The 25,186-nt window shown below is 39.2% G+C and carries 15 protein-coding genes and 1 tRNA gene; 13 read left to right on the top strand and 3 right to left on the bottom strand.

Annotated features, from left to right (window positions below; all coding sequences use genetic code 11):
• The first annotated feature begins 17 nt into the window (after positions 1 to 17).
• The 13 genes from zapE to FHK88_RS04630 all read left to right on the top strand — a co-directional run bounded on the left by zapE (position 18) and on the right by FHK88_RS04630 (position 22,163).
• Complete coding sequence (gene zapE / locus FHK88_RS04690; protein ID WP_227429600.1) at positions 18 to 1,118, top strand: cell division protein ZapE; 1,101 nt, start codon at positions 18 to 20, stop codon at positions 1,116 to 1,118.
• 80 nt (positions 1,119 to 1,198) lie between these two features.
• On the top strand, positions 1,199 to 1,831 hold the full coding sequence (locus FHK88_RS04685; RefSeq protein ID WP_227429599.1) for a nitroreductase: 633 nt from the start codon (positions 1,199 to 1,201) through the stop codon (positions 1,829 to 1,831).
• A 61-nt stretch (positions 1,832 to 1,892) separates the two neighbouring features.
• Positions 1,893 to 3,167 carry an NAD(P)H-dependent glycerol-3-phosphate dehydrogenase gene (locus tag FHK88_RS04680; protein ID WP_227429598.1) on the top strand — a complete coding sequence of 425 codons (1,275 nt, stop codon included), beginning with the start codon at positions 1,893 to 1,895 and terminating at the stop codon, positions 3,165 to 3,167.
• Between the two features lie 41 nt (positions 3,168 to 3,208).
• Positions 3,209 to 3,664, top strand: coding sequence for a phosphohistidine phosphatase SixA (gene sixA / locus FHK88_RS04675; RefSeq protein ID WP_227429597.1), 456 nt, complete (start codon positions 3,209 to 3,211; stop codon positions 3,662 to 3,664).
• 134 nt (positions 3,665 to 3,798) lie between these two features.
• A complete protein-coding gene (locus FHK88_RS04670) occupies positions 3,799 to 5,124 on the top strand; it encodes a type II secretion system protein GspL (RefSeq protein WP_227429596.1) in 1,326 nt (441 codons plus the stop codon).
• Positions 5,125 to 5,305: 181 nt separating this feature from the next.
• Entirely contained in the window at positions 5,306 to 5,884 is a 579-nt protein-coding gene (gene gspM, locus FHK88_RS04665; RefSeq protein WP_227429595.1) for a type II secretion system protein GspM, read from the top strand.
• 91 nt (positions 5,885 to 5,975) lie between these two features.
• Positions 5,976 to 6,470, top strand: a complete 495-nt coding sequence (locus FHK88_RS04660) for a DUF4870 family protein (RefSeq protein ID WP_227429594.1) — start codon at positions 5,976 to 5,978, stop codon at positions 6,468 to 6,470.
• Positions 6,471 to 6,675: 205 nt separating this feature from the next.
• The gene (locus FHK88_RS04655) at positions 6,676 to 7,713 is read left to right on the top strand and encodes a quinone-dependent dihydroorotate dehydrogenase (protein ID WP_227429593.1); all 1,038 of its coding nucleotides are present in this window, start codon (positions 6,676 to 6,678) and stop codon (positions 7,711 to 7,713) included.
• 96 nt (positions 7,714 to 7,809) lie between these two features.
• Complete coding sequence (locus FHK88_RS04650; RefSeq protein WP_227429592.1) at positions 7,810 to 8,307, top strand: CvpA family protein; 498 nt, start codon at positions 7,810 to 7,812, stop codon at positions 8,305 to 8,307.
• Between the two features lie 143 nt (positions 8,308 to 8,450).
• The gene (gene purF, locus FHK88_RS04645; protein WP_227429591.1) at positions 8,451 to 9,986 is read left to right on the top strand and encodes an amidophosphoribosyltransferase; all 1,536 of its coding nucleotides are present in this window, start codon (positions 8,451 to 8,453) and stop codon (positions 9,984 to 9,986) included.
• A 1,266-nt stretch (positions 9,987 to 11,252) separates the two neighbouring features.
• Positions 11,253 to 19,475, top strand: coding sequence for an ESPR-type extended signal peptide-containing protein (locus FHK88_RS04640; RefSeq protein ID WP_227429590.1), 8,223 nt, complete (start codon positions 11,253 to 11,255; stop codon positions 19,473 to 19,475).
• Between the two features lie 91 nt (positions 19,476 to 19,566).
• On the top strand, positions 19,567 to 20,472 hold the full coding sequence (locus FHK88_RS04635) for an OmpA family protein (RefSeq protein ID WP_227429589.1): 906 nt from the start codon (positions 19,567 to 19,569) through the stop codon (positions 20,470 to 20,472).
• A gap of 251 nt (positions 20,473 to 20,723) precedes the next feature.
• The gene (locus FHK88_RS04630; protein ID WP_227429588.1) at positions 20,724 to 22,163 is read left to right on the top strand and encodes an SLC13 family permease; all 1,440 of its coding nucleotides are present in this window, start codon (positions 20,724 to 20,726) and stop codon (positions 22,161 to 22,163) included.
• Positions 22,164 to 22,254: 91 nt separating this feature from the next.
• Here FHK88_RS04630 and FHK88_RS04625 read toward each other — a convergent pair whose 3' ends face one another.
• The 3 genes from FHK88_RS04625 to FHK88_RS14155 all read right to left on the bottom strand — a co-directional run bounded on the left by FHK88_RS04625 (position 22,255) and on the right by FHK88_RS14155 (position 25,084).
• On the bottom strand, positions 22,255 to 23,490 hold the full coding sequence (locus tag FHK88_RS04625; RefSeq protein ID WP_227429587.1) for a cupin domain-containing protein: 1,236 nt from the start codon (positions 23,488 to 23,490) through the stop codon (positions 22,255 to 22,257).
• Positions 23,491 to 23,692: 202 nt separating this feature from the next.
• Positions 23,693 to 23,769, bottom strand: a tRNA-Ile gene (locus FHK88_RS04620).
• A gap of 100 nt (positions 23,770 to 23,869) precedes the next feature.
• Positions 23,870 to 25,084 (bottom strand): tRNA nucleotidyltransferase, encoded by a 1,215-nt coding sequence (locus tag FHK88_RS14155; protein ID WP_264480609.1) that lies wholly within the window; start codon positions 25,082 to 25,084, stop codon positions 23,870 to 23,872.
• Positions 25,085 to 25,186 lie beyond the last annotated feature (102 nt).

Raw genomic sequence — 25,186 nt, 5'->3', positions numbered from 1 at the left:
AACTTTGGACTAAAGGTATGAATTTATCTCCGTTACAACGATATGAACAAGCCATCAGCTCAGGTGAGTTTACACGTGATGAACAGCAGTTTGCGGCAATGAGCTATTTGGATCAGGTTTACCATACGTTACAAGAGAATGCCGAAGAGAAAAAAGGGTTTTTTAGTTTTTTAAAGTCAGATCCCAAGCCACCAAAGGGTCTGTATATGTGGGGTGGTGTTGGTCGTGGTAAAACATGGATGATGGATATGTTTTTTGAGTCCTTGACTACACCTCGTAAACTACGTATGCACTTTCATCATTTTATGAAACGAGTACACCATGAGCTAAATGGGCTACAAGGACAAGCAGATCCATTACAAAAAGTTGCCGATATTATCCATAAAGAAGCGACCGTTATTTGTTTTGATGAGTTTTTCGTATCAAATGTCTCTGATGCGATGATTTTGGGTGATTTATTTACCATGCTCTTTGAGCGAGGTATTACCTTGATTGCTACATCAAATATTGCACCAGATGGACTATATAAAGATGGGTTGCATCGAGACCGTTTTTTACCTGCGATTAAAGAGGTAAAAGAGCATACACAGGTGATGAATATTGATGCGGGTATTGATTATCGCTTGCGTGTATTGCAACAGGCGGAGTTGTATAAGTCACCATTAACTAAAGAGAATCATCACTGGTTGGCAAATCGTTTTGCAGAGCTGGCAAATAGTCAAAAAATCCAAAAAGAGCCAATAGAAGTTAATGGCAGACAAATTACGATTAATGCACGTACAGAAACGACGTTATTTTGTGACTTTAGACAGTTATGTATGGAGCCTCGGTCAGCATCAGATTTTATTGAAATAGCCAATCGTTTTAGTACAGTATTGGTAGACCACGTTCCCTTTTTAAATGATGATATTAGAGACCCAACCAGACGGTTTATTTATTTGGTTGATGAGTTTTATGATCGCCGAGTCAAGTTATTGGTTCGTGCTGAGCAGCCAATTATTGAGCTTTATCAAGGTGAAAAATTGGCATTTGAAATTGAACGGACACGCTCTCGGCTGCTAGAAATGCAGTCAGAAGAGTATTTAACCTTAGAGCATCGCCTTGATGAAGGTGCTTAAATCATTTTTACTTTACAACCAATATGATGCAATAGAAATAAATCCATAAAAATAAATTCATGAAAACGTAGAGGTATCGTATGACACATGATGCTGAGCTAGAACATACATTGACAGGTCAACAAAATGTTAAAGTCACTGATGAGCAGTTAATTAACTGGATAAAGTCACGGCGTAGTATTGGTAATTTAAACATTCCTGCCCCCACTCATAAACAGGTAAGAGCGGCCATTGCCTGTGCGATGACAGCACCCGACCATAAAAAGCTGCAACCTTGGCGATTTATCGTGACTGAAGGTAATGCGCGTCATCGTTTGGGTAAGGCGTTATTGGCAGCAGCAGAAGATAAAGCACTAGAAGACGGAACAACTTTGAGTGATCAAGTTCGTCAAAAAACCTATAACCTGCCTTTGCGTGCGCCAATGATTATTACAGTGACAACCAAGATGCAGGCGCATGAAAAAGTACCAGAGTTTGAGCAGTTACTCAGTGCAGGTGCAGCGGTACAAAATTTAATTTTAGCATTAAAGGCACAGGGGTTTAGTACTGTTTGGCGTACTGGATTATTAGCAAATGAGCCAGCAGTTAAGGCTTATTTTAATGTCAATGAAGATGATTATATTGTTGCTTTTGTTTATACTGGCAGTAGTCCATGCGATTTTCCAAAACGTGATCCCATAGATACAGATGAATTGCTGCGTTTTGAAGAATAGTAGGATGAGTAGGATCTGTTTGGAAAAGAATATATTGTTGATGGAATAAGGATAAAAATATATGGCAAATCATAGCGATAAAGAGAAATCCTCAAGTAATCTGCTTTCTGCCATTCTTGAAAAAGCATCTATTTTGAGTAAAGCTAATAAACAAAAAGATAGCAATAGCAAAGACGGTACAAATAATAATCAGTCTACCATCTCATCACAAACTGCTAAAGATAATAGCAAAAAGCCAGTACATACGCCGTTACGTTTGGCCTTTTTGGGTGGGGGTAGCTTTGGGACAGCAATGGCAAACTTGGCTGCTAAAAATGGATGTCAGTCGACACTTTGGGTACGTAAAAAGCGTACAGTAAAAGCCCTACAAAAAACACGTGTGAATAAAAAATACCTACCAGACCATGTGTTAGATGACAGATTGAAGTTTACTCATGATTTAGCAGAGGCTATTAAAGATAAAGATATTATATTTGTTGCTGTACCCAGCTCTGCTTTTCGAGAGATACTACAACAAATAGCACCTTTATTAACAGGGCAATCCGTCATTTCATTAACTAAAGGTATTGAAAAAGATACGTTTGCATTAATGAGTGATATTATCACTGAGGAACTTCCTGAAGTAAATTTTGGTGTGATGTCAGGTCCTAATCTAGCTAAAGAGATTATGGAAAACATGCCATCGGCCTCAGTGATTGCCAGTGAGTCTGAGCCACTTCGTCATGCTGTGCAAGCTGCATTACATAGTGCTTTTTTCCGTATTTTTGCCAGTGATGATGTTCGTGGTGTTGAGCTGGGTGGTGCATTAAAGAATATTTATGCCATTGCGATGGGGATGGCTGCTGCATATGATGTGGGTGAAAATACAAAAGCGATGTTGTTGACAAGAGCCTTAGCAGAGATGAGCCGTTTTGGTATGGCATCGGGTGCAAACCCATTGACATTTTTGGGGCTATCAGGTGTGGGTGATTTATATGCTACCTGTAGCTCGGAGCTAAGTCGTAACTATCGTATTGGTAATATGCTTGGGCGTGGGATTAGCTTAGAGTCTGCTATTAAAAAGCTGGGACAAACAGCCGAAGGTATCAACACCATCCAGCAAGTGCATGAAAAAGCAAGTCAAGAGGGTATTTATATGCCCATTACCCATGCGCTACATGCAGTCATCTTTGAAGACCAAGTGGCATTGGGAGTAGCATTAAACTTAATGGAAGCAGGATTCCGTAGTGATGTTGAGTTTGTGATGCCACATGAGCAAAGTAATGCCTCATTAAATGCACAAATACTGGCAACAACAAGTACCAATAATCAAACCATCAATCAAGAGCAGCAATAATAGATGATAAGTTAAGGTGGATAGCTACTAAAGGGGGTTCTATGAAGTTAATTTTAGTACGTCATGGGCAGGCTGAAGATTATCAGCAGAATGATAAGACAAGACAGTTAACAGCGTTTGGACAACAACAGGCACAACAAACGGCCCAATATATTATGCAGAAATATCAGCCTGACTTATTTATTGTTAGTCCATATGATAGGGCGCAACAGACTTTGGCTAAGTTTACACAGCTAGCACCAGAGGTTGAGATACAAACTTATGCCGATATCACGCCAGCAGATAATGCTATGAGTGCATTGCGACATTTGGGTGATGTCTCTGCAGAATGTGTATTGGTTGTGTGTCATATGCCTATTGTTGCAAAAATGGCAGCATTAGTAACAGCCACTCATGCTGAGTCTTATGCACTGGCAGAAGCACGTGTATTTGAAATGGAAATACTGGCAGCAGATATGGGGCAAGAGATTGATCGTTTTGTACCAACACAACCATAATAAGTGCTTTCTTAATATTTATTAGCTTCGTAAGATTTTATTATACAGCTGTTTAGATATTTACTCTTTTGCTACCATTAACGATATTTTATTATTATCATACTCTTATCATTTTTAGCTAAGGAATCACATCAGTGCAACATATTTGGCTAGCCACGCAGCCTAATAAAAATGGAAGCTTGCGAGTCTGGGTGGCGGCGCAAAAAACGTGGCAGTGGCTCAGTGACTGGCAGGCATTACGGTCGTTTTATAATGATAATAATATATCAGATAAGGTTGTTTGCTTATATATTCCGACTCAGTCAGTGTTAAGTGTGGAGTCTGAGTTAAGCGTTGCACAGTTAAAACAGTTGGGTACATCTGGTCAACAGTATTTGTTTGAAGATATTTCCTTGTCAGCTGTAGAGCAGCTACACGTTAAGATATTATCAACACCTAGCCAGCACTATTTATATGCACTGGCAAGTTCTCAAATAGAGCAGTGGCAACAAAGTGCGACTTTAGCAGATGTTACTGTACAGGCAATTCTTCCAGATTTTATTTTATTACCAATTCCTGAGGTTAGAGAAGGCAGTCAAGTAGTTATTTATCATGACGATGACACAACGCTGCTGCGTACGTCTGTAGCTTGTGGTATGGCAGTCAGCTATTTGCCATTATTATCTTCTCAGTTAAATGAGTTACCAGCATTAGATGAGCTAACCTTAATTACTCCTGCAGATAATCAACAACTGATTAGTAGTGTGCAACAGTTACAAATGGTTTCCACAACAATGGTAACAACAGAAGAACAGTCTGCACCAGAGAATCAGCCTGTCGTACAATCTTCTGTGGAGCTTGCAACGATATTGAATCAGAGCAATGCTCTGATTCATATTAGCACAGAATCTCCTGTACCATTGGAGTATCCAGAGCGACATGCACTGAATATGGTAGAAAAGCAACGCCAACAAATACTATCTCCTTATCTTAAAGCAACAGTTTTTGTGGCTTTATTTGCAGGGGTATTGCAAATGAGTGCTGATGCTTTCCAGTGGTACCAATATCAACAAGCAACTGTGTCTACTCAAGAGAAGACAGCAGAACAGTATGCTTACTGGTTCAATAATGAGCCTCTAAATTCACGCACTACATTGATAGCTCAAGTCGAGCCAAGACTACTGCCAGCACAAACGACAGATACATCGCAGTTAGGTGTGTTAAGTCGTATTGCTCCTTTAATTAAACAGTCGGGTATGTCTGCGCAGAATTTATCATGGGATGATGGAGCAATTCGTCTAACTTTGTTAAGTCAACGGCGAGAAGCATTAGATGCCTTAGTGACTACATTGGCAGAGCAAGGCATTAATGCGAATTTAGGTAGTGTCACACCGCAGGCTCAAGGAGAGGATGGTGTGATTGGTGAGTTGATGCTACCTTTAGGTGTTGTGGATACAACTAAAAACTCTGGTATATCTTAGTGGCCGTTAAGTATCTATTGTGTTAAGTTTGGTATTTATAATAAGTAAACATTTTAAACTTATTCTACCAAGGTCAATATTTAACAGACCCTAGTACCCAACCCACTATGGATAGAGTTATACATTTTAAAAGTTTCATATAGTAATTTGTGACCAGTATGCTGATAAGTGATCTAATTTTATGATAAAAAAGCCCTCATCACCCTTATCATTTATAAAGAAGAAAAAGTCTTCTTTGGCATCCCAAGATGAGAATGGTATAAAAACAGGTGTAGCTAAAACATCCAGTGCATGGCAACAATATGGCAATCAATTGCAACAACGTTGGCAAGCACTTCCTTCTCGTGATCAACTGGCTTTAATGTTTTTAGCTATCTTTTTATTATTGGTTGTGGGTGGCTATGGTGGTTACGAACTTAATCGGCAAGCAAATACACAGCAGGCTTCCTATCAAGCAGCAGTGAGTGATTATTTCTGGTTGCGTGGGCAGGCAGGTAACATTAATAGTGAGGCTAGTTTAGAAGCTGGACAGACTCTTGATGTTGAAGTGAAGCAGCAACTTTCTCAGGCAGGGATTAATAACCCTCAGGTATTGGCAGTGGGTGATGGTGTACAACTAAGCTTTATTCATAATAATCAAGCTGTTATTAGCAATGCACTAGATGCGTTAGTTAAAAAAGGTTTATCACTTTCACGGTTAAATATGCAACAAAATCCTGTAGATAAAAGTATACAGGTACAAGTTACTGTTACGCGTTAATATATTTATACGTAAATATCTACATATATCAATACTATATGAAGTTATACTGTATATAAACTCCCTGTCATTTGTAATGAGTGGTTTTTATATGGCTTATGATAATATAAAGCAGTCGTCTTCCACACAGTCAACCTTCTCTCAAAATGCGATGTCATCACTGCAATCAAGAACTCCAGTTACACTCAGTCAAGAAGAAGAGAGACGGCTGGTTTTTTATAATCATTTGACTTATCTGCTGTATATTTTGAGCTTTTTTTCTGCAGGGTTGTTAATCATTGTTCCTATTATTATGAATTATGCCCGCCGTAAAGAAGCACGCTATAGTTGGTTAGCAAGCCATTTTGATTGGCAAATTAAAACTTTTTGGTACAGCTTTATTATGAGTTGTTTTGCTATTACTGCTTTTGTGGTTGGGGTAGGTACGTTGGGCGTCAGTGTTTTTGCAGATAGTGTGGAAGGTGTGTATGGTTCAATGATATTTGGTGTTTCTGGGGTATTGTTAATTATCTTTAGTTGTATTTGGTATTTATATCGTATTGTTAAAGGTTGGATTGCTTTAAATGATGGTCGTCCTGTTCTCTAGAACACTATCTATTGGTTAACCATTGGCTAAGTTTACCTGACGTAATATTAAGGAACTTGTTCATATCTCATTGATAAATAATCTACCTATGTTCAGTAGACTCTTATCAGAGAGTTTTTTCTATAGGGTAGAACTGTTATAATCTGAAAGATGTGTTGTTGCTGTTATTTTTTATGTTGTATTTAAAAAAGGTTTGTACTTTGTTATGGCTTATGCTCTATTACGTCCCTTTTTATTTAGCCTTGACCCTGAACGTGCGCATGAGATAACGCTGTCTATACTAGATAAAGCTCATAAAGCTCGTAGTTTGGGGCTGTTATATGATCAGCCTGTATTGCCTGTGGAATGTATGGGGCTTCAGTTTTCTAATCCTGTTGGATTAGCTGCCGGTTTGGATAAAAATGGTGACTATATCGACGCATTAGCAGAGTTAGGTTTTGGCTTTATTGAAGTAGGAACAGTAACACCAAAACCACAACATGGTAATGAAAAGCCTAGAATGTTTCGCATTAAGCAAGCAAATGCCATCATTAATCGCATGGGATTTAATAACTTAGGCGTTGATCATCTCATTCATAATATTCAAAATTGCCAGTATCAAGGTAATATAGGCATTAATATCGGTAAAAATGCTGTGACCCCTGTAGAAAATGCTGCCGATGATTATGTTTATTGCCTTGAACGTGTTTATCCACATGCCTCCTATATTACCATCAACATTTCCTCTCCAAACACAAAGAATCTACGTGATCTACAAAGTGGTACAGCCTTAACACAACTGTTAGATACCATTGTTAATAAACATCAGCAATTAGCGACCAGCTACGGATTTTATGTACCTTTGGTGTTAAAAGTTGCCCCTGACTTAGAAGAGGCACAAGTTGACTTTATTGCTCAGCAGTTATTAGATTTTGAGATTGATGGCTTGATTGCAACGAATACGACATTAAGTCGGATTGGTGTGGAAGATCTTCCTTATGGTAATGAGACAGGAGGGTTATCAGGTCGTCCGATTATCCATAGTAGTACTCAAATTTTAGCTCAGTTTGCTGAAAGATTGGGTGATCAGGTGGCGTTAATTGGTGTTGGTGGGATTGATAAGGCGGATGGTGCTGTTAGAAAAATCAAAGCAGGAGCGACGTTGGTTCAGCTATATTCTGGACTAGTTTATAGTGGACCTAGTTTAGTACGTCATTGTGTTGATGCAATTGGTGATTATTATCAGCTACAAGAAGAGCTGTAGTAGGAACTGTAAGAGCCTTGACTGTATAAACTATTGATTTATGATTCATACAGTTTACATACAAAGAATAGATAGCAAGATGAGCGAGGAAATCTGATGAGTATTTTTGATTTGATAATCGCTCTATTGGCATTAATAGGATTATGGAGAGGCTTTCAGCTTGGGTTTATTAAAACCATGATTGGGCTGGTTGGCTGGTTCATTGCACTTGTAGCAGCGACGCGTTTGGCAGATGATGTTGCACCACAAATGTCATCTATTGTGGATTCGCCTGTATTACAAACAGCATTGGGTTTTTTAGTCGTCGTTTTGGTTGTTATGGTGATGATTCACCTCATCGGATTTATTGCTAGTAGCGCAATTAATAGCTTAAAGCTTGGAATATTGGATAAAATGGCTGGTGCCATTGCTGGTGTGGCTAAAAATTTATTGGTGGTCTTAGTTTTACTGAGTGTGTTATCTCCAGTCTTAGTACAGACAGCAACGTGGCAGGAATCTTATTTAGCTCAAGAATTAATGCCTTATGCCCCCTTAGCAAGACAGTTGGCTACTGAAGTTTTGGGTGATGCTTGGCAACAGTTAAACCATCCATAATCATTAAATTATCATATGTTTATGCGTAGGTTGTTGCCATTTCTTTAAGCTGAGCTTTGTTGTTTTGAGAGTGATTTGATTTACTTAATGTATGGTCAGTGAAAACTGTCCTTTTTTTATGTCTATCCTATTGGGAATTATTTATGTGTGGAGTCGTTGGCGTTGCAGCTCATGGACCAGTAAATCAGCTATTGTATGATGCTTTGACTGTGTTACAGCATCGCGGGCAAGATGCAGCTGGTATTGTGACAATGAAAGATGGTCGCCTGTTTTTACGAAAAGATAATGGCATGGTGCGTGATGTCTTTATGACACGGCATATGATGCGTTTAATTGGAGAGTTTGGTATTGGGCATGTTCGCTACCCAACAGCAGGTACTTCCAGTAGTGCTGAAGCGCAGCCTTTTTATGTAAACTCTCCTTATGGTATTACGTTGGCGCATAATGGTAACTTGACTAATGCAGAGGTATTAGCAAAAGAGTTGTATCAAGATGATTTGCGACATTTAAATACCAGCTCGGATTCAGAAGTTTTGCTTAATGTGTTAGCACATGAAATGCAAAATCTTGGTAAAACTAGCCCAACACCACAGGATATCTTTACTGCGATTGGCTCAATGTATCAGCGTCTTGAAGGTGCATATGCGGTTGTTGCTATGATTACAGGGCATGGATTGATTGCATTTCGTGACCCCAATGGTATCCGTCCTTTAATCTTTGGTGAAAGGCTGGCTGATAATGGTGGCACAGAGTATATGGTGGCATCTGAGTCAGTTGCATTGACAGGTGCTGGCTTTAGTATTGTTCGTGATATTAAGCCAGGTGAAGCCATTTACATTGATTTGGATAACCAGCTTCATACTTATCAGTGTATTGAGCCAAAAGAATATACACCTTGTATATTTGAGTATGTCTACTTTGCTCGTCCTGATTCGATTATGGATAATATTTCTGTGTATAAAGCCCGTCTAAGAATGGGAGAAAAACTGGCACAAAAAATATTAAATGAGTGGGGAGAAGAACATGATATTGATGTGGTCATCCCTATTCCAGATACGTCTCGAACTTCGGCTATGGAGTTGGCGCTACAGCTAAATGTCAAGTATCGTGAAGGATTTATGAAGAATCGTTATATCGGTCGGACATTTATTATGCCCGGACAGCAACAACGTAAAAAATCAGTGCGACAAAAGCTGAATGCTGTACCGTTAGAATTTAAAAATAAGAATGTCTTGTTGGTTGATGACTCAATTGTTCGAGGAACAACTTGTCATGAAATTATCCAAATGGCACGAGATGCAGGTGCCAAAAAGGTATTTTTTGCCAGCGCAGCACCTCCAGTAAAATTCCCCAATGTGTATGGTATTGATATGCCTGCGCGTAGTGAGCTGATTGCTTCTGGTCATAGTGATGAAGAGGTAAGAGAAATTATTGGTGCAGATCGTTTGATTTTCCAAGACCTTGATGACTTGATAGAAGCAGTCAAAGATACCAAACATAGTCGAGTAGAAGGCTTTGATTGTGCGGTGTTTAATGGGTGCTATATTACAGGTCAGATTAATGAGGCATATCTAGATTATTTGCAACAACAACGTAATGATATGGCAAAGTCCCAATCATCTGGTGTCCAAGTTATTTCTGATACACCTGTTGATATGACTGGTGTTCAAGAAGGGTAGGATTGAAGTACTAAGTTGTATTAAGTAATATATGTTTATTGTTGTTTAGATTGAGTTAACCTGAGTTGAAGGCAAAAACTCAGGTTAATATCTTACTTTTATATATTTTATATAAAAATTTACGTGTCTTTATTGGGTATTGTTGATTGAGATTGTTGAGCATCTGCTCATTAAAGGATAATAACTAAAACAAATTTATTTCAATCTTTCCTATGAATATAAATGTTTAATAGTAGCTACTTTGACTAACTATAATAAATATTATTTTGTATTATCGACCTAATACTAAGCTGTATTTTGTGGTCAGTTGCAGTACGATATGTAAACTTTTCTTTGTCTTTTATAAAACAATATTATTTTGAATTGATAGCCCTTATTTTATGACTCTCCAACTAAAATTAATCTTTGTAGATAAAACAGTTATCATCAAATTGCTCTTAAAATGAAATTAGCTACTGTATAATTAATAGTTCAGTAAATTTAAAATGAACATATAGATAAATAAAATAGAATAATAAACCAAAAATACGATATAAACATTAATCTTTATATTTAATCCAAAATAAGATAATGTATCTATTATAGTCACATAACCTATAGTCTGCCTAATATAAATCTACCGAGGTGTTGACTGCACTCAATGTATTATCTGCACTCGCCTGCCTTGTACCAGTTTATTACTTCACTGACTATACTTCTGATTTAATATATTATGCTTATCTTTAGTTATTATACTGGTTCTGCAAAACTTAAATTTATTTAAGTGTTTCATAAATTTTTTGTTGTTATAGTCAAATCAATACAAAACTGTTTACAATATTAATTTTACATCCTTTCTTGTTTCCCTAGTAGCAGTATTATTTTGACTTGAATATACTAAAATCAAGAAATTGGGAAAATAAGTTCAGAAGGTGTATTTCATATCCTTTTTGTGTAGTAACAGGATGCTTTAAAGAATTTGATTGTGCTTCTTTATGGTTTGTTTACTATAGTCACTGCTGTCTTTCTTAGGGTAAAAAGCTATACCATTAATCTTCAATATTGTACCTTTTGTCTTTAATCTTTAAAAATTTCTGGAAATATATAGTAGTCTTTACTATAAATTATTAATAGACTAAGTTTTATACTTAAGCCATTAATAAGTCTAACTATTTCTTATATGAAGATACTGGATTTTTCGCTTGTTAAGCCAATATTTTAGGAATAGTCGGTTATTGAATATTTTCTAGTATATTTATTTTGATGGCACCCAATTAAGGCAGTATTATGAACCATATTTATAAAGTTATATTTTGTAAAGCAACAGGTACGTTTATTGCTGTTGCTGAATTTGCAAAATCACAAGGCAAAGGCAGTGGCTCTGTTAGAGGAAATACCAAAGTAGTTAGAGCTATGTTGAAGTTAACTAGCTTATCTTCTGCCATATTAGTATGTTTGGGGATAAGTGGACAGGCGATGGCAGAAAATTTAACTGACACTACTGGTGGTCAGTCATTTGCATGCAAAGCCATGGTTAATAGTACTCCTGTTAATCGAAGTTTTGTATGTGGGCCAGAAACAGAAGCATACTATAATGTAAGTGAAAACGGTGGGGTAGCTGTAGGTATAAAAGCTAACTCAACAGGACCTCAGTCAGTTTCCTTTGGCTCTCGAGTTGAAGCTTCAGGGATAAATGCAACGGCAATCGGTAACGATACCATTGCTGCTGGTCGTGGCTCAGTTGCTTTTGGTGGTGATGATGCCGGTAAAGATGAGTCAAAGGTTGTTCCTCTTGGTTATGGATACTATAAAGACACCCCAAGTAACCTTTATAGAAAAACCCTTTCATTGGGAACTGGCTCAACTGCTGTTGGCTCACGAGCTCAAGCATTGACAGATGATAGCCTTGCTTTTGGTAATGGAGCAACCGCTGGTAAAGTATCTGGTAAAAAGACATCAGGCCTTTTAGACGTATCTGACTATGAAGGTGGTAGTGCAACCGCATTGGGTGCAAATAGTTGGGCTCAGGCAGAAAAATCAGTCGCTGTTGGTTCTCAGTCGATAGCTGATCGGGCAGCATTGAGTGGCACTATTAATGTCAAAGAGAATGCAACAGTTGCAAATAATGAAGTATATGCTGTTGCTAATACAAAAAATTCATATAAGGAAGCCATTAAAAATACTGTTAAAGGTAACTTCGGTGCGTTATCGATTGGTGATACTACTGATACCAGCAGTATTAAGACTCGTCAGTTGACAGGTTTAGCTGCAGGTTCAGCAGATACTGATGCCGTTAATGTTGCCCAGCTACGTGGCGTGGCTAATCAAACTACCTATTTCCATGTCAACCCAGATAGTACTGCAGCTACTGATCTAGTTAACAATAATAGTGGATCTATATCTGACACGGCTGGTGCACAAGGCGCTTATTCATTGGCTGCTGGTGTTAATGCAAGAGCAAAAGCCGATAAATCAGTTGCTACTGGTTATTATGCAAGCGTTTACGGTAACAACGGTGTTGCCATTGGTAATGGTAGTGTGGCTGGGGCGGGCTTTAGGGAAACTGGTACTTACACTAATTCAATTGCAATTGGTAATAGAGCACTTGCGCTTAGGGACTCAAGTATTGCTATAGGCGATGGAGCTAATACAGGTGATGATGCCACTCAAGGTATTGCTATCGGTAAGGATGCGGCAGTTAACCGGAATTCAATCAAAAGTATAGCCATCGGTTCTAATAGTAAGGCAAAGCATTTTTACAATCTTGCACTGGGTGTAAATACGGTTACTAACTCAACACATGCAACTGCTTTGGGCACAAATAGTGAAGCGATAGGTCAGTATTCTCTTTCTGCTGCTGGTGCTAAGGTTGTTGGTAATCGAAGTGTAGCATTAGGTCATGGGAATAAAATTGGGTTTGATAATGGTGTTTCAAAAGATCGTATCTATAAACATTACTCAACTGCCGTAGGTCAAAGTAATAATATTCAGGCAGAAAGATCAGCAGCTTTAGGTATTAGTAATAGAATTTCTGCCGATAGTTCAGTGGCTATAGGTGATGGTAATAATGTTAGTGGTACTCAGTCTATTGCCGTTGGTAAAGGTCACCGTGTAAGTGGTGACTATTCAGGTGCCTTTGGTGATCCTACGACCATTACTGGTGATAATTCTTACGCTGTAGGTAATAACAATAACATTGGACAAGCCAACACTTTCGTATTGGGTAATAGCGTAACTACTAGCCAAAAAAATAGTGTCATACTTGGTAATTTATCTACTGATCGTGAGGCGACACCAGAGAATGATGCAACAGTTAATGGCATTACTTATAGTGGCTTTGCAGGCATCGGTTCTCCAGCGAATGGTGTAGTCAGTGTTGGTAGCAAAGGGGGCGAGCGTCAATTGATTAACGTTGCTGCTGGTAAAATCAGTAGTGATAGTACCGATGCGATTAACGGTAGCCAGCTTTATGCTGTAGCGGATAAACAAGTACGTTATTACAGTGTTAATGATGGTGCTACCCCGCGTACAGATACAACCACAAATAATAATAAAGACAATAAAGGTGCAGTGGGTGTTAACGCTCTTGCAGCTGGTGTGGGTGCAAATGCTGTGGGTGATAATGCAGTTGCAGTAGGAAAGGACGCCAAAGCATTGACTACCGATGCCATTGTGATTGGTCGTGGTGCGAAGAATAAGGTTGATCCAACTGGTAATGCTCGCAAAGGTGATATCGTCATTGGTAGCGAGGCATTCAGTGGATTTACTGACACTACACAGACTAGTGATACTCATTTACCTAATACTGTACTTGGTTATCAGGCCAGTGCGGTAAGTAGTCATGAGGGAGGTGCTGTTTCTATAGGTGCAAAAGCTAAAGGAAATACAGTAGGTGCTATTGCTATAGGTGTCAAAGCCGAAGCTGCTGGTAAGGATTCAAATGGTGATTACATAACGAATTCTCAACAGGGAGGCAGTATTGCTATTGGACGTGAAGCTCAAGCAATATTTGATTCTTCAACAAAAAATAGTGGTTTTCTGACACCAATAGCAATTGGTACTCAGAGTAAAGCACTATCTGATGGTGCAGTTGCTATTGGTGAAGGTGCTGAATCTACTCATCAGCGTTCGGTTGCTTTGGGTAGTGGCTCTGTTACAGATGTTGCTGTTAGTACAAGTAAACATACAATTAACGGTACTAAATATGACTTTGCTGGTTCTAGTGCAGACTCAACACTTAGTATTGGTAAGGCAGGTCAAGAACGTACTTTGACTAATTTGGCAGCAGGGCGAATATCAAATAGCAGTACTGACGCAATTAATGGTAGCCAGTTATTTGCAGTTACAACAGCATTGGAAAAAACAGACAAATTTGCTGTGAAATATGATCAAGAGCAAACAGACCCTAGCAATCCTGATTTGTCAAATATTACATTTAAAGGTGCTACTGTTGTTGCAGATAAAGATAGCGCGACAGGTGTAATTACTACAGATGGAGGTACTAGCCTGAAGAACGTCGCTAGTGCTGGAGATTACACAAAAGAAGCTAATGCAGATAAAGCAGTTAATGCAGGTGACCTGAATAATGCGGTGCTTGATGTCACTAACAAAGGGCTAACTTTTGAAGGCGATAATAATGCTGTCAGTGTTCAGCGTAAATTAGGCGAGACATTGAAGATTACTGGTGGTGCTGATCAGAGTAAGTTGACTGATAATAATATTGGTGTGACAGGTGATAGTACAGATGGTTTAAAAGTCCAGTTAGCCAAAGATCTAAAAGGTTTGGAAAGTATTGCACTGATTGCTGCAGATGCTACAACTCCTACCCAAACCAATAAACTTAAGCTGGATGCTAAAGAAGGTACATTAACTGGCCTAACCAATAAAACATGGAGCGGCACAGCAGTAAGTGGGCGTGCTGCAACTGAAGATCAGCTGCAAGCTATTGCTGATACGCCTATGTATTTCCACGTAAATACAGGAAGTAATACAGGTGGTGATGCAAACTCAAATAAGGGTAAAATTAATGAAGCAGCTGGTGCAACAGGTACCTATTCATTAGCGGCTGGTATGTTTGCGAAGGCACAAGGTCTTAAATCAACAGCAGTAGGTAATTCTGCAAAAGCAGAAGGTTCTCGCTCCACAGCAATTGGTGATCTTGCAAGGGCAAAAACTAATGAATCTGTTGCTGTAGGCTTGCGAGCATCAGCACTGGGTGGGCAATCGACGGCACTTGGCAATGATGCACTTGCACAGGGCTATGCATCAATGTCGTCAGGTGGAAACCGTTCTGCTGAAAATGATCTAATCAAACCTGGCTCTGAATATCTGCAATATACTCAGCCAACAGCTGAAAATGGCGACAAAATTGGTATTTATGAAACTTTGCCATCTGTAGGAAAAGCCTTCCGTCGTAACATTGCACTTGGAGATAATTCTCAATCATGGGGAACGCATGCTCAAGCTCTACATGATGGCTCTATAGCTTTTGGCTTGACAGCGACAGCAGGTGATGCCACAGGAGAGTTATATGGCGAAGATGATGGTCAGCGTGTCCAAGGGGTAAAAAGCTTTAACAAAATAAGTGGTGCACATTCGGTTGCTATAGGAACTCTTTCCTATGCACAAAAAGATAATAGTGTTGCTTTGGGTAAACAGGCTTATAGCTCTAAAGACGATGCTGTTGCTTTGGGTAGTGGCTCGGTTGCAGATCGTGCTGCTCTTGATACAAGTTTAGCTACTTTTGCAGTATCACAGAAGGATGATAACGCTTCTAAAAACCAAGTCTATGCGATGGTTGGTTCAGAAGAAGATAAAGTTAAAGCAACTGTAAAAGGTAACTTGGGCGCGGTGTCTGTTGGTGATACTTCTGATACAGATAAGAGCAAATGGAAGACCCGCCAAATTACAGGCTTGGCTGCTGGTTCTGATGATACCGATGCGGTTAACGTAGCACAGCTGAAATCTGTAGCTAATAATGCCATTGGTAGAAGTGAATTACCTGTTGTATACACTGATCAGGATGGTAATAAAGTCTATAAAGTTGGTGATAACTTTTATAATAATAAACAAGGTATTGGTGATGTAATAGTTCCTAGTAAGATTGTAGCTTCTGTTAAAAATGCTGATGGAAGTACTAATGCCCGTACTACACTTCGGAATGTAAAAGCAGGTACAGCTGATGACCATGCAGTAAATGTCAGCCAGTTAAACGCCGCAGCGAAAGCAGCGAAAACAGAAGTTGAAGCGGGTAACAATGTCACAGTTACTGACAATACTGCTACCAAAGCAGTTACTGATCCAACGATATATACCGTCAATGCTGAGAAAAGCACCGTTACACAAGGTGACGGCATCACAGTTACCGCAACAGATAAGGGTAAAGACATTACTGACTACGCTGTTAGCCTAAACCAAGCAAGCAAAGACAGCTTGGCTAAAGCAGACAGTGCAGTACAAGAAGTAGTGACTCAGATTGATGGTGTTGATGTTAAAACCATTAATAAAGACAACAAAGCAGCCAACTTCGTCACAGGTGATAACATTGTGCTGAGCAACGAAAGTGGTTCAATCAAAGTTGCCACAGCCAAAGAGGTCAACTTTGACAGTGTGACCGCAGGCACAGGTGGCAACCAAGTCGTCTTAAATAATGATGGTGTCAATGTAGGTGGTGCTAACTATATTAGCAAAGCTGGGTTAAACGCCAACAACAACAAGATTAGCAATGTAAAAGCAGGTGATGTCTCTAAAGACAGCACCGATGCCGTTAATGGTGGACAATTGCATACAACTAACACAAAAGTTACTGCAAACCAAACCGCCATTAACCAAGGCTTAAACTTTGCAGGTAACGAAGGTAACTTTAACCGTCAACTTGGCGACAAAGTGAGCATCAAAGGTGGACTAGATAAAGCAAGATCCGCCTCAAACAGCAACATTCGCACCATAGCAGATAGCAGTGGCAACATAGACATACTATTGGCAGATGCTCCGACGTTTGCTGGTAAAGTCAGTGCCCAAGGTATAGACGCAGGTAATCAGAGAATCACAGGTGTAGCCAAAGGCACAGCAGATACAGATGCAGTGAATGTATCGCAACTCACAGAACAACTAAGTGCCACCGAGAAAACGACCAGTGTCGTTGCAGGCAACAACACCACCGTTAGCAAAGACGTACAAGGTAACAACACCGAATACACAATCAATGCTGAGAAAAGCACCGTTACACAAGGTGACGGCATCACAGTTACCGCAACAGATAAGGGTAAAGACATTACTGACTACGCTGTTAGCCTAAACCAAGCAAGCAAAGACAGCTTGGCTAAAGCAGACAGTGCAGTACAAGAAGTAGTGACTCAGATTGATGGTGTTGATGTTAAAACCATTAATAAAGACAACAAAGCAGCCAACTTCGTCACAGGTGATAACATTGTGCTGAGCAACGAAAGTGGTTCAATCAAAGTTGCCACAGCCAAAGATGTCAACTTTGACAGTGTGACCGCAGGCACAGGTGGCAACCAAGTCGTCTTAAATAATGATGGTGTCAATGTAGGTGGCAACACTTATATTAGTGACGCTGGCATCAATGCCAACAACAACAAGATTAGCAATGTAGCGAAAGGCGAAATCTCTAAAGACAGCACTGACGCGATTAATGGTAGTCAACTTAATAGTAGCGTAGACTCTGTTGCTGACATCCTAGGCGGTGGCACTACTAATAATGCAGGTAGCATAGATGGTAAATTCAACGTTAATGGCACCAACTATGACACCGTAGCAGAAGCGATAGGTAAGCAGAGTGTGGCCTCAAAGACAGAAGTTGTTGAAGGAGACAACATCACAGTCACATCAACAGATGCAGCAGATGGACATAAGATCTACACCGTTAAGACCAAAGATGACGTTAGCTTTAACACAGTGACTGCAGGAGCAGGTACAAGCCGAGTTGTCTTAGATGACAAAGGTGTCAATGTAGGTGGCAACACTTATATTAGTGACGCTGGCATCAATGCCAACAACAACAAGATTAGCAATGTAGCGAAAGGCGAAATCTCTAAAGACAGCACTGACGCTGTTAATGGTGGACAGCTGTTTGATACTGCTAATAGTATTACCAATGTTTTAGGTGGTAATGCAGTTAATAAGAATGGTGTAGTAACGATCACAGATATCGGCGGAACAGGTAAAGATACCATTGATGATGCTATTAGAGCGATTGACAGTAAAGCAGGTGTGAAAACTACTGTGAGTGCTGGCAAAAATATCATTGTTACTAAAAATGGTAATGACTATGAAGTTGCTACCAGTGATAACGTTTCGTTTGACAGTGTAGATGCAAACACAATAACGGCGAAAGATGGTAATGGTAATAGCACGACACTGACAGCAAATGGCACAACAGTTACAGATAAAGAGGGTAATCAAGCTCAATATGATGCTTCTGGTATTACCATTACACCAGCTGAGAGTGGTAAAGCGCCTGTTAGTGTGAGTGCTAATGGTTTAGATAATGGTGGTAACGTTATTCGTAATGTTGGTACAGGGCAAGCTGATACAGATGCTGTAAACGTTGCTCAGCTTACAAATGCGATTGGTGAAGTCACGACTCAAACTGTTGAAGTAAAAACAGAACTTGAAAATATTGAGAAAAATGTGATTGGTAATGTGGATAAAGATGGTAAACCAGTTAAAGTTAAAACTTTTAATGTGGCCAATCAAAGTATCAATGAAGATCAAACGATTATTGAAGCTATTAATCACATGAATGAAGAAGGTATTCAATATTTCCATACTAATGGTGCAGATACTAATGCCAATAAACCGACTGGTAAAACCCAAGACTCAAGCGCTCAAGCAGCGCGCTCTACAGCAATTGGTGTTCAAGCTGCTGTAGGTGCAGATGCTACAGATAGCTTGGCTATTGGTAGTCATGCAAATGTAGCAGATAATGCAAAATCGGCGGTTGCGATTGGTCATAATGCGAAGGCAAATACAGAAAACAGTGTAGCCTTAGGAGCAGGCTCTGTTGCTGACAAGCCAGTAGCTGAATTACAAGCACAGTCTGTTTATGGTTCTAATTATGCTGAAGTAGCTGGTGTTGGTAAAGATGTCGCTGGTGAAGTTTCAGTTGGTGCGCCTAATGCAACTAGAAGAGTTAGTAATGTTTCAGCAGGTGCTGCACCAACAGATGCTGTGAATGTCAGTCAGTTAGCTGCTTTGGATAATAAAGTAAATAACTCTATTAATGCACTGGGCTATAAAGTTAATGATGTAGAAAAACAAGCTAATGCAGGAATTTCTTCAGCAATGGCAATGGCATCATTACCACAAGCCTATTTGCCTGGTAAGAGTATGATTTCTGGAGGTATTGCTAGCTATAATGGAGAAGGCGCCGTTGCTGTTGGTGTGTCAAAACTATCTGACAATGGACGCTGGGTCTTTAAGATGAATGGTTCTGCAGATACTCAAGGTAATGCAGGTGCATCTGCTGGTATTGGTATGCACTGGTAATTTAGATGGATGTTTTTGTTATCAGCAAAAGTGTCTATTAAGTAGATACTTTTGCTAATTTTTGATTTATCAATTTAATTAAGGAAAAATAATGATACACAATATCCAATTGAAATCATCAGTAAGACATCTGGCTATCGCATTATCTTGTATGAGTATGCTAGTGAGTGTTGGTTGCACTCATACGGTCAGTAGTAATATTAGTAGAGATGGACATGTTGCTGTTTCAGACTTAGTATTCCCTGATCAAAATAAAGCATGGAGAAATCAAGGAACATTTCCTAATCGTGAAAATCTGAGTAATATTCGGGCTGGAATGAATAAAGATGTTATATATCAATTGATCGGACCTCCTCATTTTAGTGAGGCACAACATGCCCAAGAGTGGGACTACATTCTAAATTTTAATCAGACTGATGGCACAGTAAAAACTTGCCAATATAAAATTATTTTTGATAAAGATTTTTATGCCCAAGAGTTTTATTGGCAGCCTCAAGATTGTGCAGAGTTCACAGAGATACAACCACAATTGATACAAGTACAGGAACAGCCGATTCAAAGTAATATCTCAGTATTAGCACCACATACACCAATTATTAATGAAAGAATTAATCTATCAGCAGATACATTATTTCAGTTTAATAAGTGGCGTACCAATGATATGACCTCACAAGGTAGACAATCTTTGGATAACTTGGCGACAAAATTGAAACATTATCAAGTTCAAGGAGATAGTCGAATTATCATTACAGGTTATACAGATAGACTAGGTGATGATGTTTATAACTTGAATCTGTCCCAATTGCGGGCACAAACTGTACGTGAATATCTGATTACACAGGGTATTGACCCATCATCTATGGTCGCATCTGGTGCAGGTGAATCTCAACCAGTGGTTCACTGCTCAAATACATTAAGTCGTCAAACACTCATTAACTGTTTGCAGCCAAATCGTCGTGTAGAAGTTGCAGTAACTGTTTATACACCACAAAATTAATTAACCTAAAATATTAGCGTCATAAACACCCTAAATATAGGGTGTTTTTTTATGGATAAAGCAGTTATTTGTGGTTACGTATGGCAATGTTTCTGTTAAAATACAGAATTACTGGGCACTAATTCTAAAGAAAAACCTATATTAAATATTAGATATTATTATCTTTATGGATGATAAGGCATTTATTTATTAATTAGAGATAGTCTATTTTTTAGAGTTAGTATATTCATGGATTGGCAAAAGGAATTCCTATGTCACAAAACTCTTCTGATAACAATTTAGAAAAGCACTTACCTGATGATGGTAATGAATATTTATTCACAGATACTTTTCCTAAAGGTACAGGTAAAGGCTTGATTATTGTTGCCATTGCAGCGGTAATTAGTATTATCCTATATAATGTCATGCCTTTTGATAATGATGTCAATAAAGGTTTGGCAATGTTGGTCTTTATTGGTGCATTGTGGCTTACTGAAGCCATTCATGTAACGATTACTGCAATTTTAGTAATGGTTATTGGTGTTGCCATTGGTATTCCTGAGTTTGATACAACCAGTGCCCTTGCTAGCTTTGCCAATCCGATTATTTATATTTTCTTTGGTGGTTTTGCGTTAGCCGCAGCTTTACATGTTCAGCAGTTGGATAAAAAAATTGCTTTAAAAATCTTATCGCTATCAGGTGGTCGTTTAAGTGTTGCTGTCGTGATGATATTTGCTGCAACAGCATTGTTATCGATGTGGATTTCAAATACTGCCACTGCAGCGATGATGTTACCCTTGGCAATTGGTATGCTTAGCCAAGTTGATAGAGAAAAAGATCGTGGTACATTTGTTTTCGTACTATTAGGGATTGCCTATTCTGCCAGTTTGGGTGGTTTAGGGACTTTGATTGGTTCACCACCAAATGCCATTGCAGCCAAAGCATTAGAGCTTAGCTTTACTGAATGGATGAAGTTTGGTATTCCGATGATGTTGATATTAACGCCACTGTTACTTGGTGTTATGTATTTAATTTTAAAACCAAATTTGAGTCGTAAGGTTGAGTTTGCCGCTGTCGATAAAGAAGTCATTCCTTGGACAGTACCACGTATATTGACCATTATTGTATTTCTTGCGACAGCGTTATCATGGATTATGAGTAAGCAACTTAGTGAAATCTTCGATATTGCTAAGATGGACTCTATTATTGCATTAAGTGCGGCGGCAGCGGTAGTGAGCCTAGGGTTGGTATCATGGAAGCAGGTCTCAGATAATACTGACTGGGGTGTGCTCATGCTGTTTGGTGGTGGTATTGCACTATCAAATGTCTTAAAACTATCAGGTGCCTCATTAGTGATGGGTGAGAGCGTGGCATCAGCATTATCAGCAGCACCGTTATTATTAGTAATGTTAGCAGTTGCTGCCTTTATTATTTTCTTAACTGAATTTGCTTCTAATACTGCGTCAGCGGCATTGCTTGTGCCTGTATTTATGGCGATTGCTGAACATATGAGTATTCCTCATGAAGTGTTGGTATTGATTATTGGTATCGGTGCATCATGTGCCTTTATGTTACCAGTTGCCACACCTCCTAATGCCATTGTTTTTGGTACTGGGTTGATTAAGCAGTCTGAAATGGTAAGGGTTGGTATTGTGCTGAATATTGTTTCAACTATCGTCATTGGTTTATGGGCTTATTTGTTTTTATTGTAATCAGTCATTAAGTGATAAATTTATTGATTAAAATAAAAAACCGCTAATTTGTAAGATTAGCGGTTTTTTTAATGCTGGTTGATATTAAAGTCTAGTCATCATATTCATCATCAAACATAGTTGTATCAAGCCACGCCCAGCTATTTTCCAGCCATTCCATAATGTTATCAGGGTCGATGTTTGCCAAATCCTCTTGATACAAACACTCACCATCTGCCAAGCGTTTTAAGGCCTGTATTTCAGATGAGGTTAAATCGGCTAAAGGCTGACCATTAGCATAAATACTGATTGTATCTTCGGAGTTTTGTTTATTTTCGACATATAACAAACGACTATTATAATCGGCTTGAATACTCGCGCCATCTGTCAATGCTTCCAGCATTTCATCGGTAGAGAGCATATCTTCTGGCGTTAAAATATCGTATTGGCGTTTGCTGACCACTTCACTCACTGTTTGGGTGATTAATCGCTCGCCCAATGGTGAATTTAACATAACAATTAATTGCTGTTTTATCGCAGATATACTGGCTTGGCTTAACTGTCCTGCGGGCTGTTGCGTTTGCTCTAATAACATAGGCACAAACAACGAGCTTTCACTGGTCGCTATATCTGCCAAACCGTCTAATACTTGCATGAGATTGGGACGGCGAAAACCAAATGAGAAAGTCAAACACTCATCTTCTGCCACGCCAAAATGTGACAGTTTGGGTGGTACATACAGCACATCACCTGCCTGCAACACCTCATCAAAAATAATCTCACCCATATCATCAAAAATACGAATGGGTTGTCCTTCGACAAACTCTGTTGTTTCATCACAATATTTGCCTAACTGCCAGCGTCTGTGACCATAGCCTTGTGCCAAAAATACGTCATAATCATCATAATGCTTGCCTACCGAAGCACCTTGTGGGGCATAGGACACCATAATATCATCACGTTGCCAACTGGGAATAAAGTCAAACGCATGCCATAACTGCCCAAGCTCAGGTGACCATTGTTCCAGATTCTGCACCAATACTGTCCATAACTCATTATCTGAATTTATTAACGGTTCAAAATCACTTTCTGCTAATGGACTTTTTTTAACTTGCCATTGATAGGGGTGGGGTTGGTTTGCAGGATTGGTCGTTTTTGTTTGCGTGATGAGCCGAGCCGTCACTTCTTCTTCAAGGGCTAACCCCAAAATATCGTCAGGCTCAAACATACCTGCTAATTGTGGTAAGCCTTGCTTAATCAATAATGGCTTTTTTTGCCAATATTCAGCCAAAAACTGTTCTGGTGAAATATCATTGGGTAAGCAGTGGGGGATTGTGGGATTGTGCATGTTTTTTCCTAGAGATGATTAAATTTTATAACAATTATAGCAGTCTCAACAAAACATACTTCTACTACCCCTTGTTGTAGAAGTAGAATAGGAAGTATACGTAAAAAAGTATCCATACAAACAAGAATACTATTATGTAGATATAAATAATGGAGTACAAATAGAAAACCCTTACAAACAGAAGCTTGTAAGGGTTTAAATATGGTGGGCCCAGTAGGACTTGAACCTACGACCAAAGGATTATGAGTCCTCTGCTCTAACCAACTGAGCTATGGGCCCTAAATTTAGATTGAAAATTCTAACAGAATATTTTATTTTTTCAAGTAAAAAATTGCTTAATTACAAAAATAATGCGTTGTTTATGTACTAAGTTACTTATTTAAAGCATCAATTTTAAAGTATCAATGCGAGCCTGTGTCAACGCGGCTCCAATCTCTGCTCCTTTTAAGTTTGGATCAATACTACTCATACCAACTTGATGAAAGCAATGAAGGGCTTGCTTTAGAGCAATAGTTTCTGCTGCTAATGCCAAGATTTTATTGACAGAGAGAAGTTGCTGTAATGGTGTGGCGTCTTTATGTGCGCCGGTTTGTTCGATTAGGTGTATTTGCTCACTGGCTGATAGTTGCACAAAGTTGCGAAGCTGTGAATGGTGGCGTGCATATAATAAGGCAAATTTGGTCAAGAGCTTAGGTGGTTTTAGCCGCTGAGCCATCTCTGAGATATGAGATTGCCATGCTGTGTTTGTTGTTGCTTTATCCTGTATGACTGTAGGTGAGGTAGTATTATTAGCCTGTAATATATGATTAGCATCGTCAGCAAAGCTGGACATTAATATTGCCCAGCGTTGTTGTATCTCAAGATGATGAGTTGCACTAAGTGCCAAAGCAGTAAGGCTTAGTAGCTGCAACTTTTTATCGGTATCCCAAGCATTTGCGAGAGTAGGGCATAGCTGAGTGAGTGCTTGAGTATCATATAGTATCTGCCAGTAGACATGTGGTGCTGTTTGCATCAATGCACGGCTGGACTCTTGCCACACTCGCTCAGGGGTTAGGTGGTTAAGTTCACCTGAGTTTGCCAACTGGGTCATTAGTGCTTGGGTTTCTGCAGCGACTTGAAAACCATCAAAAAAATAGCGGGCATAAAAGCGAGCAACACGTAAAACACGTAAAGGGTCTTCAACAAATGCCATAGATACATGACGAAGTTGTTTATCCTTAATGTCATTTAGCCCACCATAAGGGTCGATAATTTGATTGTTTAAGGGACGGCTATCATGCAAGCCATGCACCTCAATTGCCATTGCATTAATGGTTAGATCTCGTCTTTGCAAGTCTTCTTCTAATGTCACTTCTGGACTGGCATAAATAGAAAAACCCTGATAGCCATGCCCAGATTTGCGCTCAGTACGTGCTAGGGCGTATTCTTCTTTGGTTTGAGGATGTAAAAAGACAGGAAAGTCTGCCCCAACTTGATGGAATCCTGCATCCAGCATTTGTTGTACATTGCTACCAACGACAACAAAATCACGGTCTTTGATGGGTTTACCCAGCATTTTATCACGAACGGCACCACCAACGAGATAGACTTGCATGTTATACATCCTTTGAGCTTATGAGGAAACTATAGTCAACGAACTTGACAACTGTTACGGTGTTAGGCTCGCTTGCTGTACAATCGTACTATCTGTACTCGC

The sequence above is a fragment of the Psychrobacter sp. I-STPA6b genome (assembly GCF_020662265.1).
Classification (GTDB): Bacteria; Pseudomonadota; Gammaproteobacteria; order Pseudomonadales; family Moraxellaceae; genus Psychrobacter.
Note: the sequence above shows the minus strand (reverse complement) of the source record. Positions and strands in the feature narration are given on the sequence as shown.